Annotated in this window: 14 protein-coding genes and 1 rRNA gene; 14 read left to right on the top strand and 1 reads right to left on the bottom strand. The window is 32.3% G+C overall.

The annotated features are described in order from the left end of the window. Nucleotides 1-88, bottom strand: a 16S ribosomal RNA gene (locus IWX84_RS14200); the annotation flags it as partial. 1,043 nt (nucleotides 89-1,131) lie between these two features. On the opposite strand from IWX84_RS14200, the gene thrS reads away from it, so the two are divergent. The 14 genes from thrS (at nucleotide 1,132) to IWX84_RS14270 (ending at nucleotide 12,508) form a co-directional block, all read left to right on the top strand. Continuing rightward, a complete protein-coding gene (gene thrS, locus IWX84_RS14205; protein WP_196851420.1) occupies nucleotides 1,132-3,078 on the top strand; it encodes a threonine--tRNA ligase in 1,947 nt (648 codons plus the stop codon). A gap of 16 nt (nucleotides 3,079-3,094) precedes the next feature. Further along, nucleotides 3,095-3,652, top strand: a complete 558-nt coding sequence (gene infC, locus IWX84_RS14210; RefSeq protein WP_379852977.1) for a translation initiation factor IF-3 — start codon at nucleotides 3,095-3,097, stop codon at nucleotides 3,650-3,652. Nucleotides 3,653-3,755: 103 nt separating this feature from the next. After that, the gene (gene rpmI, locus IWX84_RS14215; RefSeq protein ID WP_022827375.1) at nucleotides 3,756-3,953 is read left to right on the top strand and encodes a 50S ribosomal protein L35; all 198 of its coding nucleotides are present in this window, start codon (nucleotides 3,756-3,758) and stop codon (nucleotides 3,951-3,953) included. A gap of 149 nt (nucleotides 3,954-4,102) precedes the next feature. Beyond that, nucleotides 4,103-4,447 (top strand): 50S ribosomal protein L20, encoded by a 345-nt coding sequence (rplT, locus tag IWX84_RS14220; protein WP_091205336.1) that lies wholly within the window; start codon nucleotides 4,103-4,105, stop codon nucleotides 4,445-4,447. Nucleotides 4,448-4,942: 495 nt separating this feature from the next. Continuing rightward, nucleotides 4,943-5,452: a nuclear transport factor 2 family protein gene (locus IWX84_RS14225; RefSeq protein ID WP_196851421.1), complete on the top strand. Its 510-nt coding sequence runs from the start codon at nucleotides 4,943-4,945 to the stop codon at nucleotides 5,450-5,452. Between the two features lie 62 nt (nucleotides 5,453-5,514). Further along, the gene (locus tag IWX84_RS15490) at nucleotides 5,515-5,643 is read left to right on the top strand and encodes a hypothetical protein (RefSeq protein ID WP_255549347.1); all 129 of its coding nucleotides are present in this window, start codon (nucleotides 5,515-5,517) and stop codon (nucleotides 5,641-5,643) included. Nucleotides 5,644-6,514: 871 nt separating this feature from the next. Further along, nucleotides 6,515-6,997: a nuclear transport factor 2 family protein gene (locus IWX84_RS14235; protein ID WP_196851422.1), complete on the top strand. Its 483-nt coding sequence runs from the start codon at nucleotides 6,515-6,517 to the stop codon at nucleotides 6,995-6,997. A gap of 97 nt (nucleotides 6,998-7,094) precedes the next feature. Next, nucleotides 7,095-7,586, top strand: a complete 492-nt coding sequence (locus IWX84_RS14240) for a nuclear transport factor 2 family protein (RefSeq protein ID WP_196851423.1) — start codon at nucleotides 7,095-7,097, stop codon at nucleotides 7,584-7,586. A 584-nt stretch (nucleotides 7,587-8,170) separates the two neighbouring features. Next, on the top strand, nucleotides 8,171-9,898 hold the full coding sequence (locus tag IWX84_RS14245; protein WP_196851424.1) for a tetratricopeptide repeat-containing sensor histidine kinase: 1,728 nt from the start codon (nucleotides 8,171-8,173) through the stop codon (nucleotides 9,896-9,898). Nucleotides 9,899-9,909: 11 nt separating this feature from the next. Further along, on the top strand, nucleotides 9,910-10,578 hold the full coding sequence (locus tag IWX84_RS14250; protein ID WP_196851425.1) for a response regulator transcription factor: 669 nt from the start codon (nucleotides 9,910-9,912) through the stop codon (nucleotides 10,576-10,578). 222 nt (nucleotides 10,579-10,800) lie between these two features. Beyond that, nucleotides 10,801-11,088 carry a hypothetical protein gene (locus IWX84_RS14255; RefSeq protein WP_196851426.1) on the top strand — a complete coding sequence of 96 codons (288 nt, stop codon included), beginning with the start codon at nucleotides 10,801-10,803 and terminating at the stop codon, nucleotides 11,086-11,088. A 115-nt stretch (nucleotides 11,089-11,203) separates the two neighbouring features. Beyond that, a complete protein-coding gene (locus IWX84_RS14260) occupies nucleotides 11,204-11,506 on the top strand; it encodes a hypothetical protein (RefSeq protein WP_196851427.1) in 303 nt (100 codons plus the stop codon). 19 nt (nucleotides 11,507-11,525) lie between these two features. Continuing rightward, nucleotides 11,526-11,666 (top strand): hypothetical protein, encoded by a 141-nt coding sequence (locus IWX84_RS14265; protein ID WP_196851428.1) that lies wholly within the window; start codon nucleotides 11,526-11,528, stop codon nucleotides 11,664-11,666. A 434-nt stretch (nucleotides 11,667-12,100) separates the two neighbouring features. Beyond that, nucleotides 12,101-12,508 (top strand): hypothetical protein, encoded by a 408-nt coding sequence (locus tag IWX84_RS14270; RefSeq protein ID WP_196851429.1) that lies wholly within the window; start codon nucleotides 12,101-12,103, stop codon nucleotides 12,506-12,508. Nucleotides 12,509-12,586: the final 78 nt, after the last annotated feature.

The raw sequence follows: 12,586 nt of genomic DNA on the forward strand, positions 1-12,586 counted from the left end.
CTAATTCCGAAGAACTATACCCCTCGACTTGCATGTGTTAAGCCTGCCGCTAGCGTTCATCCTGAGCCAGGATCAAACTCTTCATCGTATATTGTGTGAGTTCGGATAAATCCGTTCTCTTTGTTTATTTGACTGAAGTCTCTAGTGGTTTTTTCAAATCTTTCGATTCTATTACTCTTTATTATTTGTCTCGCCTTTCGGACGAGACGGCTGTCAATTCAATATGTCTAGGAACGTGTTCTTCTTTTTTTAAACCGAATTTATTTCAGTTTCTTTGCCGTGATTCAAACTACTTAAAGTATCTCTCAAAGCGGGTGCAAAAGTGCAACTTCTTTTCTAATCTCGCAAGAAAAATTTAAAGTTTTTTTTGAAGATTTAAATCCTCCATTTCTTTATCTTTTCTTACCAGTCTTTCAAGGAACTTTGCATGTTTTGCGGGGTGCAAAAGTAATAAGCAAAATCAAATCTCACAAGCTTTTTTTGATTTATTTTTAGAAATAATTTCTAATCCCAAACCCTATACTCACTTGCCAATCTTTTAATGAACTTATTCGCTGTTGCGGGTGCAAAACTACACTCTTTATTGCGTTATTCAAGCTTTTTTAAACCTTTTTTTTGATGTTTTCTTAATGTTTGCTTTAAATCGCTGAAAACGTGAATTTTGAAAGAAAAAGTTTTTCAGCTCCCCTCCCGATCCCGAAACTTCGGGACGGGACTCACCCACGAAAAGGATGACTTTATCAGCAAAAACCGTCGATATCATTATATATAGGTAGTGGAAATAAAGTATTCTAAATAAATGCTCCGCTCCTATATATAAGGTAATAACTGAATACCAATGAATGAGATTTCTCCTTTGCCGAAATGACAAAGTCGATAAAACAAGAAAGAACAAGATAAAACATGACGCCCTAGCCCCGATAGCAGTAAAAATCCTTTTCTCGAGTTTCTTTGACGAGAGAAAAGATTGAAACGAATAGCGGGAAATAGCTCCCATATAAAAATACTGTTTTTTCACCTACTGTATAATGAGTGTTGTTTTTGTTTTACACCTATATAGTAACAAACCTTACATATATATTGTATGTGTTTTCGTAATCCTTTATATTTGCATTCTTAAAATATCAAACAATGATTAAGATTACTTTGCCCGATGGGTCAGTTAGAGAGTATGCTTCAGGGGTAACTCCCATGGATGTTGCTAAAAGCATTAGTGAAGGATTTGCCAGAAATGTAATTTCGGCTTCTTTCAATGGTACAACTGTTGAAACTACAACTCCTTTGACGACGGATGGCAGTCTTATATTATATACATGGAATGACGAAGGCGGAAAAAAGGCATTCTGGCATTCTACTTCTCACGTAATGGCGCAGGTACTAGAGGAAATGTATCCAGGAATAAAATTAACCCTTGGACCACCAATCTCGAATGGGTTTTACTATGACGTAGATTTTGAAGATCAAAAAATCACAGATGCTGACTTCAAGAAAATTGAGGATCGCGTTCTTGAGATTTCTAGAGGAAAACATGAATTTAAACTTCGTCCTGTTTCTAAAGCAGACGCATTAGAGCTATACAAAGACAATGTTTATAAAACAGAATTAATCACGAATCTGGAAGACGGCACAATCACGTTTTGTGATCATGATACTTTTACTGATTTATGTCGTGGAGGTCATATTCCGAATACTGGAATTATCAAGGCGATGAAAATCATGAGTGTTGCAGGTGCTTACTGGCGTGGTGATGAGAAAAACAAGCAATTGACACGCGTTTACGGTACTTCGTTTCCGAAGCAAAAAGATTTGACGGAATATTTATTACTACTGGAAGAAGCAAAACGTCGTGATCACAGAAAACTAGGTAAAGAGCTTGAACTGTTTGCTTTTTCTGCAAAAGTAGGTCAAGGACTTCCATTGTGGTTGCCAAAAGGAGCTGCACTTCGTGACAGATTAGAGCAGTTTTTGAAAAAAGCACAAAAGAAAGCGGGTTACGAACAAGTAGTTACTCCACATATTGGTCAAAAAGAATTATATGTAACTTCTGGTCATTATGCAAAATATGGTGCTGATAGCTTCCAACCGATAAGCACTCCGGCTGAAGGGGAAGAATTTCTATTGAAACCAATGAATTGCCCACATCACTGTGAAATATATAATGTAAGACCTTGGTCATACAAAGATTTACCAAAACGTTATGCTGAATTTGGTACTGTATACAGATACGAACAAAGTGGAGAGCTGCATGGCTTAACACGCGTTCGTGGGTTTACTCAGGATGATGCCCATATCTTTTGTACGCCAGATCAGCTTGACGAGGAATTTAAAAAAGTAATTGATTTAGTACTCTACGTGTTTTCTTCATTAGGATTCGAGAACTTCACCGCTCAGATTTCACTAAGAGATAAAGAAAACAGGGATAAATATATAGGTTCTGATGAAAACTGGGAAAAAGCAGAAAATGCGATTATTAACGCTGCTAAAGATAAAAACCTAGATACTGTTGTTGAATATGGCGAAGCTGCTTTCTATGGTCCAAAATTGGACTTCATGGTAAAAGATGCTTTGGGTAGACAATGGCAATTAGGAACAATTCAAGTAGATTACAACCTGCCGGAACGTTTTGATTTGACCTACAAAGGTTCTGATAACGAATTACATAGACCTGTAATGATTCACCGTGCGCCTTTTGGTTCAATGGAACGTTTTATTGCTATATTATTAGAGCACACTGCAGGAAATTTCCCGCTTTGGTTGATGCCAGAACAGGCTATTATATTGTCTTTGAGTGAGAAATATGAAATATATGCGAAAAAAGTTTTAGATTTGCTAGAAAATCACGAAATTCGCGCCCTCGTTGACAACAGAAGTGAGACAATAGGCAAGAAAATTAGAGACGCTGAAATGCAAAAAATCCCGTTTATGCTGATTGTAGGCGAGGAAGAAGAGAAAAACGGCACTATTTCTATCCGTCGCCATGGACAGGAAGGAAAAGGCAACATCAGCGTTACGATTGAAGAGTTTGCTGCAATAGTGGACGAAGAAATCAAAAAGACATTAAAAGTATTTACAGTTTAACTTAAATTATAAAGTCATAGCAATAAGAAGCAACAGAGGTTATCAACCTCGCGTAGAAAAAAAGGATGCACACAGAATAAACAATCTTATTCGTGGTGTACAAGAAGTACGTCTTGTAGGTGAAAATATTGAGCCAGGAGTTTTTAAACTTTCTGAAGCTCTAAGATTAGCTGATCAATTTGAATTAGATCTAGTTGAGATTTCGCCTAATGCAGAGCCACCGGTTTGTAAAATCATGGATTACAAGAAATTTGTTTACGAACAAAAGAAACGTGATAAAATTCTAAAAGCGAAATCTACGCAAGTAGTCGTTAAAGAAATTCGTTTTGGTCCTCAAACTGATGAGCATGATTATGAGTTTAAAAGAAAGAATGCTGAGAAATTCTTGAAAGAAGGTGCGAAATTGAAAGCTTTTGTTTTCTTTAAAGGACGTTCAATTATCTATAAAGATCAAGGTCAAATCTTATTATTGAGATTAGCGACAGATTTAGAAGAATTTGGTAAAGTAGAAGCGATGCCAGTTCTAGAAGGAAAGAGAATGATTATGTTCATTGCTCCGAAGAAAAAGAAGTAAGCAGTTGGCAGTCGCAGTTTTCAGTTTTCAGACTGTAAACTGAAAACCGAGACTGAAAACTAAAAAATAAGTAAGTAAGAATAAATTAAAACACTAGGAAAAAATGCCTAAAATGAAAACCAAATCTAGCGCCAAGAAACGTTTTAAAGTTACTGGTTCTGGAAAGATTAAAAGAAAGCACGCTTTTAAAAGTCACATCTTGACTAAAAAATCTAAAAAACGTAAATTAGCTTTGACACACTCAGCGCTAGTTCACAAAACAGATATGAAAAGCATCAAACAACAATTAAGAATTATCTAATAAAAGTATCAAGTCTTGAGAATTAAGTATTAAGACAAAAGCTTATAGATTTTCTTTAGGTTAAAACAATTTAAAATAACCTTGGAGTAAGGCCTTTAAGTTCTCTTGATTCAATTCGGGACGCCTGCTACAAAAAAACAATAAAAATTATGCCAAGAGCGGTAAATTCAGTTGCTAAAAGAGCAAGAAGAAAAAAAATAATGAAGCAAGCCAAAGGTTTCTTTGGTCGTCGTAAAAACGTTTGGACAGTTGCTAAGAATGCGGTAGAGAAAGCAATGTGCTACGCTTACCGTGACAGAAAAGTGAACAAAAGAAATTTCCGTGCTTTATGGATTCAACGTATCAACGCTGGAGCTAGATTGGAAGGAATGTCTTATTCACAATTCATGGGTAAAGTAAAAGCTAACGGAATCGAATTGAACCGTAAAGTTCTTGCAGATTTAGCTATGAACCACCCTGAAGCTTTCAAAGCTGTACTTAATAAAGTAAAATAAACGTTTTATCAACTCAATTTAGATTACTTACTTATATAGAAACCTCAATCGAAAGATTGGGGTTTTTTTTTGAATAATTTTGGCGCGCCTTGGCCAAAAAGGCGGATCACGCTGTTCGTTGTATTCGCCATTTACAAACCTACGACTGTACCTTGTTTTACAAAATCGCGAGTTGCCGCTGCCATAGCTCATGCAATCAATGAAATATCTAAAATTTTATAAAAAGTATAAAAACCAAATATTCATATAATATATTATATATCAGATATATATATTTTAATTTTTAAAATTTATTTTTTATCTTTATATCAGTTTAATGCTTTTCATTAAGTAAAAGAAAGCCAATACTTTCAAAATCCTCACCATTTTGATTGTTACAGATGAGATGATAATTGAGGGGATCCAGAATTCAGTTACGCTACAAAAAAAATAAAGCTCCATTCGATACCTACAATAAATAAAAGTCCTTATAACTCTAATTTAAAAATGGAAAAAATGAAAAAACTATTCTTATTAGGATTTGCAACAATCCTTTTCGTAGCATGTAAACAAGAAGTACGCTACACACAAAAATCTGCAGAAATTGACACCTATAAAAAAGTTATGGAGGATTACAAAAACCAAAACTGGGAAGATTATCCAAAACACTACGCAGATACAGCAAAAGTAATGAGTAATGTAACCCGAAAAAAAGCTCTAACGGTGGCGCAAGCCATTGAAAAAAGCAAAGAAGATGCAAAATTATTTACTTGGGTTGTAAAAGATGATGATTACGAAATGGTGGTAACTGACAAAGGTGAAACTTGGGTTAACTATTGGGGTTTATGGACAGGAACATTAAAATCCACCAAAAAAGTTTATGAAATTCCTTTTCATAATACAGCACGATTTATCGATGGTAAAATTGTTCAAGAAAATGGCTATTGGAATAATTCAGAAATTGTAACCGATATGTTATCAGTGGCTAAAACTCCTACTTCTGAAACTACTAAAACACAAAAATAATTATTAATTCCAAAACTGTTCATGATAAAGAGGTGAATAGGTTTATTTTTAAATTTAATTTTATGAAAAAAGTAGGCATCATTGGTGGTGCAGGATCCATAGGAAGAGATATCACCAAGGCATTTTTAGACAATGGTTTTGTAGTCAAATTATCGGCAACAGGTAGTACTCGTAAGGATAAATGGTACTAAATAACGCAAAGAATTTATACATCAGCAAGGCGAATGTGGAATAAAAGACGATTTTACTGGATTTTGTTTCAGATTGTGATATTGTCATTCACGGTGGATTGCCCTTTATTTTGGACGTTCATGATCTAAAAACCGAATTATTTGATCCAACTATAAACGGAACCGAAAATATTCTGGAAGACATTAAAAAACAAATCCGGAATTGAGAAATTAGTTTTTATTGCTTCGGTCGCAGCTTGGAATACTAATTTTCCATTGCCAGCAGGAGGAAAAAGTTTTACAGATGCTTTTGACGAAAGCGATACCAAATTTACAAGTTATGAAAGTCATCCGTATGCGCAAGCTAAGTTTATGCCAACGAAAAGGTCGAAAAATTCATTAACGATAATAGCCCTATATCTTTCGAAATCAGTTCGGTTTCGCCTGTTTTTGTCGGTGGAAAATCAATGTCAAATCGAGAAGATTCCGCTTCCACTTGATTACAGTTTTAGATAAAAAAAAATAGCACCAGATTCATTTGTACAAGCGTTATACGACAACGATGTGGCTTTTGCCATCGTAAATGTTGAAGTTGTTGCTCAAGCTAATTGTAAAACAGCCATTACCAAATGATTGCACGGGAAGAATTATTTGTTGAGTAGCGAAACTTATTCTATATCCGCAATGAATATGCTGCTTAATCTAGAAGAACCAATCGAAAAATCAAGCATTATTTATAAAAATGATTTGGCAAAGAAGGATTTGAGAGTCCAATTTAAACAGACAAAAGAAACATTGCACAATTACTGAAACTGAAACCAAAGTAGCCGAAAATTAAATAGAAAAAGTAAAAAAGTGCGGCGTCAGCACGATAATCACTGACAAAATTAAAATGAAAAACATATTATTTGGACTGGTTATACTTGGTATGACCATCTTGCCCTCCATTTCTAATGCACAAGGAAACAATCAACAAATTGCAGATGAAGTAATGAACATGGTTAAAGCACAATGGGCTGCTCAAGCCGCTGACCCAACCAATGCTGCTGAAATGGACAAAAACACTGCCGATGATTACACTGAATTTAATGCGAGTTTTGCCACACGCATTGATGGCAAAGCATTATCATCCAGATTAGCTGAAGCATCAGGAAAAGATCCGTCTCGTAGACTTGCTGCAGAAATGCTAAATCCTAAAGTACAAGTTTATGGTGACGTGGCGATTCTTTCCTATAATTTTGCTGGTGAAGTAAAAAACAAAGATGGCGAAGTTAAACCAACACGTGCAAAATCAACACGTGTGTATGCAAAAATAAATGGGAAATGGAAATTAGTGCATGCTAATTTTGCTGCAGACCCAATGCCAAAGGACTAAAAAAACATCCTCTGCAAATCAATCTGTACCGAAGAATTGCACTTTGGCACAGATTGATTTTGCTTACTAATTACTCAAACTAAAAAATTATTCAAAAATGAAAAAATCAACCTTATTAACTTTGGCTTTTTTAAGCATAGCAACAGTGTTTGCTCAAGGTAAAAGAGAAGTTAAAAAAGCAACTTCAACGATTGAAAACATTGCAATTATTGACAACTTATACAAAGCATTTGCAATTGGTGATATTCCAACGGTTTTGGCTAGCATGGATGCTAAAATTGTTTGGAATGAAGCCGAAGGAAATGCTTATGCAGATGGCAATCCCTACATTGGGCCGGAAGCTGTTTTAAATGGTATTTTTGCTCGTATAGGTGCAGAACATGAATACTATACTCTTACCGATATTAAATTACACAGCATGGATAATAATCAAGTATTGGCAACACTGCGATATAAAGCAAAACTTAAAAAAAATGCGAATGAATTTGATGCACAAGCAGCGCATCTTTGGTCTTTAAAAAACGGAAAAGTGGTTGCATTTCAGCAATATGTTGATACAAAAAAATTAAATGATGCAAACAGCAAATAATGACTTTAACTACTAATTATAACTTTATAATTTGTGCAAAAATCAATATTACTCCTGTTTTTATTTATAATTTGAGACTTCTTTTGGGATACAAGAAACAAGAACATTTATTTTTAATCCGATTGCATTATCAATAGAAGGCAGTGATAAAGCGATTCATTTTTAGAAAGAAGTACCGCAACTCCAAGAAATCAGGAATCTCACAAAACTTGAGGGTATTCGCTGGTACTCCTTCACTGACGGAAATGAATTGTACCTATTTTCAATTCTTATAGCGCCCGTTAGCCTAAATAAAGCATCATATTTTTCTTTACCAAAAGTAAATTTATAAGATTTTATAAACCGGCTTACGGTCCTTATAATCAAGTATTCTGATTGACCTCAAAAACTAAAACTGTTAGTAACCTTCGGGATGGTGTAAAACAAATTTTCTTATTAAATATGAACTTATTTCATATTCTAAAACCCCATTCGAAACTTTGGGGTATTTTGTTTTTAGAGGCTAAAAATTAAAGAAATTCTGTTTTAATTTTAAAACAGAGAAATCATTTTTGTATAATAATTAAAAATTGTATTTTCGATGAATGGTACGACAAAAGTCACATTTTCCGGTTTTTATTTTACTGCTTCTTCTGATTCTCTCTTTTCAATCCTGTGAAAAGAAAACGCAACATATTCCTAAAAAAAATCACAATGTAGCTGCGATTAATCGTCTTATTGACCTTGGAGACAAATATTTTGAAAGTGGTAAATATGATAGTTCCTATTACTATTTCTTAAAAGCGAAATCCATATGCGATCCCAAAAAAGACCAATCTAAAATTATTTATGTCATTTCGAATTTAGCTACCATTCAACAGAACCAAGGAGATTACTCTGGAAGTGAGGCTACTGCAATGGAGGCTTTCCCTATCCTAGAAACGACCACAAATCCCAAATACAAATGGAACATCTATACCATACTAGGTCTGAACTATTTGAATACATTGGATAATAAAACAGCATTATATTATTTTTCCAAAGCACTGAATTTAAAAACCGATGCATACCGAAAAAATGGTACTAAAAATAATATTGCTTTAGTTCATATAGAAAATGAGAACTACAAGAAAGCAATACAAATTCTAATACCTATGACTTCAGAAATAGAAGTCATAAAAGATTCAATTAATTATATTAGAACGATTTCCAACATAGGTTACTGTTATAACAAAATGTCAAGTCCAAAAGCATTTTACTATTTGAATAGATCTTTAAAAATTCGATTACAAATAAAAGATGAGCTGGGAATTGTCGGGAGTTATTATAACCTCTCCACTTTTTACAAAAAAAGTAATCCAAATTTAGCTATAGCTTATGCTAAATTAGCTTACGAGAAAACAACTAGATATAATGCAGTAGATGATCGACTAAAATGTTTAGAACAATTAATACAAATTAGTTCGAGCAATCAAATAAAAAAATATTCTCTCGATTACATTCGCATTAATGACAGTATCCATAAAATAAGACAAAATGCGAAAAATCAATTTGCAAAAATCAAATACGATTCCAAGAAAGAACGAGATGAAAACCTAAAACTAAAATCCCAAAAGGTTAAGAATGAACTTCAATTAGAGCAACAAAAAAATAAAACTCTAATTCTCTTTTTAATTGTCGGAATTATTATTGCCTTCACTGGTTTTATATATTATTATTTGGTTACAAAACACAAAAGAGAAAATATTAAAACTTCCTACAATACCGAAGTTCGAATAGCAAAAAAACTCCATGACGAACTCGCAAATGATGTATATCAGGCCATGGCTTTCGCCGAAACACAAGATCTATCTACCGCCGATAATAAAGAAATCTTACTAAACAATCTAGACAATATTTATTCTAGAACCCGAAACATTTCTAGAAAAAACAGTACGATCGAAACAGGTTTGTCTTTTATACCCAACTTAAAGGAAATGATGTCCGGATTTAATACTACTGCAATCCATGTTTTAATAAATGGATTGGATATCATCAATTGGTCTGTTGTTGAAGATACTAAAAAAATTACCGTATATCGAATCCTTCAGGAACTGTTAGTTAACATGAAAAAACACAGTAAATCTAGTTTAGTCTTAATTTCTTTCAAAAAAAATGATAAAAAAATACAAATAGATTACAGTGATAATGGTGTCGGAGCTACTTTGGAAGAATTAAATTTCAAAAAAGGACTACAAAATGTGGAAAACCGTATTCTTGCTATAAAAGGAACAATTACTTTTGATACTAAATCAGGAAAAGGATTTAAAGTAAATATCCTATTCCCACTATAATCGATATCATTATGTTTAATAAAGTTTTAGTTGCAGAAGATTTAGATAGTATTAGCATTGCGGTTGTTCAAGCACTAGAAGAAATTTCTATTGTAGAAATTCATCATTCTAAATATTGTGATGATGCCTTTTTGAAAGTAAAAAAAGCACTTCATGATAATGTACCCTATGACTTATTAATTAGTGATTTATCATTCAAAACAGACCATCGAGAAAATAGATTAAACTCCGGTGAAGAACTGATTGAAGCAGTAAAAAATGTACAACCAGATATCAAGACCATAGTATTTTCGATTGAAGATAAATCATTTAGAATACAATCTCTCTTTAATAATTTAGGAATTAATGCTTATGTTTCCAAAGGAAGGAAAAGTATTCCGGAACTTCAAAACGCAATTCAACGTATTCATTGCACTGACGAAAAAATAATCTCATCAGAATTATCTCATACTTTGAAAGACAAATCCATTTTTGAAATAGAAGCGTATGACATTTCCCTTTTAAAATTGTTATCTAAAGGACTTATTCTTGAAGAAATATCAGAAAATTTCAAAGAATCCGGAATAATTCCCAATGGTAGCAGCAGTATAGAAAAACGAATCAATAAACTTAAAGTATACTTTAAGGCTAATAACAATGTTCATCTTATAGCCTTAACTAAAGATTTAGGATTAGTATAATCCTAACCAATATCCCAAAGAGTCAGGACCTTTCCTAAAGAGTGCCAACCTGATAGCAAAACCAAACAACATCTATAGTTTTATACCAATTATAGCTGAGAGACTTTGATAAAAATAACTTTTCCTTTTTTTTGTAAAATAATTGACCTCATTACGGTTTCCCGTAAAGTACCTATTTTTTTTGGTCTTAGATTTGAAATCTGAACTTTAAAACTAAATAAAATGGCCAATTTTACAAATGAAGATTTAGCATTTACAGGATATTCACAAACTGTTGATGTGAGCACTTCTCTTAAATTTAATGACATTCAACAACGTTTATATATAGATAAGACGGAAGAATTTGAAGTAGTTCATTTCTGTAATCAATTTTTAGAGAAATATAAGGTCCCACAAACAAGAATAAGTTTTCAAAAAGTCGAGAGTTTATTGCAAAATTCTAACCTAGAAAATGAAGTGTACAGAGAAGGATTATTGGATTGGATTGCTAGTAACTGGGTTAAAATATAAATTATTTATTAAATACTATTGGTAACTGCCCTCACTTTTATTTGGCACTAAGATCTGTACAAAACCTAACTTGATTTATAGCATAATTTTTTGATTACTAAAAATCCACATAGCGATGATTAAGAAAAGCACGAAATTACCACTGAAAAATACAGAAAAAAAAATAGATACTTTAAATGAAAAATGGAATAAAAGACTAGACGATTTTGATAATTATGTAAAAGAATACATTACACATTACAAAAAGTCGATAAGAGGCAATTCAATTTCATTATTAAAATATCCTTATATGAAATCAAAATCGGAGGAAATAGGTTTAAAATTGAATAAAGCAGAAAAGAAGCAACTGTTAACGGAAAAGCAAATGCTAAGAAAATCAAAAATTAATTTAAAAATAATTAATACCTGTTGTGAATAAGTCTAATTATTAAAAACGAATGAGAAAAATTATATTGATAACGCTTACGCTACTTTTCACCAAATCATCATTTATTGCAAAACCCAAGAAACAAGAACATCAGATATATTACAATATTCAATTTAAATATGATGATGATCAAATAATGCACAAAAATTAAGTTGAATAAGGGGAACTTATACGGAATGAAGTAAAAAAAAGAGGGGTTCATTTTATGAAAGAATATATGTTTTTTTTACCTAAAATGAGGTTTACCGTATAATATTGCTTTTTAAAGAAAGTAACTTTGCAGTAGTAAAATGCAAGCAAAACGATGAAACTATTTCTTTTTTACATACCAAATATATTACAAACGATTCAGCTGGTAGTGATGGGTTTTGGCGCAACGTGCATACTATTTTTGATCTATAAAATTTGGAGAAATAGATAATAAGATAGCGTTTTCAAAAAATTAGATGAATATCGAAATACAAAATAGATATAAGATTAAAATACCATTTGATCGACTTACGGCAAAAAATTAAATAACAATATAGCAATTCTAGTAGCTAAAAAATTAGCTGAGATTCAACCAACAATCACAATTCGATAAAAATGAATTTAAATTATACATTTGAAGTCCTGAATTTAGAAGAAAACAAACTGATTTTAAGTTCTAAAAAAATAGAGAGTAGAGAAATTTTATTTACTGAATTAGATTCAATTTATATCTCTGTAAATAAATTCCCTTCATTTTCTGAATGTGTACCACTTTTATTTTCAATTGTAATTATCGCTTCATTCCTTTTGTATCTATCGCTTGACCTAATCTTATTTTTACCACCTTTAATAATTATCGTTTCTATTGCAAAAATGACCAGCTACAAAAGTTACGAATTAAAAATTCGTTTGAAAAATGGCACATGTTTGAAAAAGCAAGTACCATTAAAATTAAAACATGAAACGATTGATATTGTTAATGAAGTTCGAAAAGAAATTTATAATTATAAAATTAATAGCTAAAATAATAGTCGTATCAAGTACTTCTAATAAATGGTAGCTTCTTCTCATGAACCGATTTAAAAGTAAAACGTCATTATT

It is taken from the genome of Flavobacterium sp. CG_9.10, from assembly GCF_015752245.1.
Classification (GTDB): domain Bacteria; phylum Bacteroidota; class Bacteroidia; order Flavobacteriales; family Flavobacteriaceae; genus Flavobacterium.

Bases quoted from the DNA above. Each gene is read 5' to 3' on its own strand.
- thrS (WP_196851420.1), top strand. From the start codon at position 1,132: ATGATTAAGATTACTTTGCCCGATGGGTCAGTTAGAGAGTATGCTTCA.
- rpmI (WP_022827375.1), top strand. From the start codon at position 3,756: ATGCCTAAAATGAAAACCAAATCTAGCGCCAAGAAACGTTTTAAAGTT.
- rplT (WP_091205336.1), top strand. From the start codon at position 4,103: ATGCCAAGAGCGGTAAATTCAGTTGCTAAAAGAGCAAGAAGAAAAAAA.
- IWX84_RS14225 (WP_196851421.1), top strand. From the start codon at position 4,943: ATGAAAAAACTATTCTTATTAGGATTTGCAACAATCCTTTTCGTAGCA.
- IWX84_RS15490 (WP_255549347.1), top strand. From the start codon at position 5,515: ATGAAAAAAGTAGGCATCATTGGTGGTGCAGGATCCATAGGAAGAGAT.
- IWX84_RS14235 (WP_196851422.1), top strand. From the start codon at position 6,515: ATGAAAAACATATTATTTGGACTGGTTATACTTGGTATGACCATCTTG.
- IWX84_RS14240 (WP_196851423.1), top strand. From the start codon at position 7,095: ATGAAAAAATCAACCTTATTAACTTTGGCTTTTTTAAGCATAGCAACA.
- IWX84_RS14245 (WP_196851424.1), top strand. From the start codon at position 8,171: ATGGTACGACAAAAGTCACATTTTCCGGTTTTTATTTTACTGCTTCTT.
- IWX84_RS14250 (WP_196851425.1), top strand. From the start codon at position 9,910: ATGTTTAATAAAGTTTTAGTTGCAGAAGATTTAGATAGTATTAGCATT.
- IWX84_RS14255 (WP_196851426.1), top strand. From the start codon at position 10,801: ATGGCCAATTTTACAAATGAAGATTTAGCATTTACAGGATATTCACAA.
- IWX84_RS14260 (WP_196851427.1), top strand. From the start codon at position 11,204: ATGATTAAGAAAAGCACGAAATTACCACTGAAAAATACAGAAAAAAAA.
- IWX84_RS14265 (WP_196851428.1), top strand. From the start codon at position 11,526: ATGAGAAAAATTATATTGATAACGCTTACGCTACTTTTCACCAAATCA.
- IWX84_RS14270 (WP_196851429.1), top strand. From the start codon at position 12,101: ATGAATTTAAATTATACATTTGAAGTCCTGAATTTAGAAGAAAACAAA.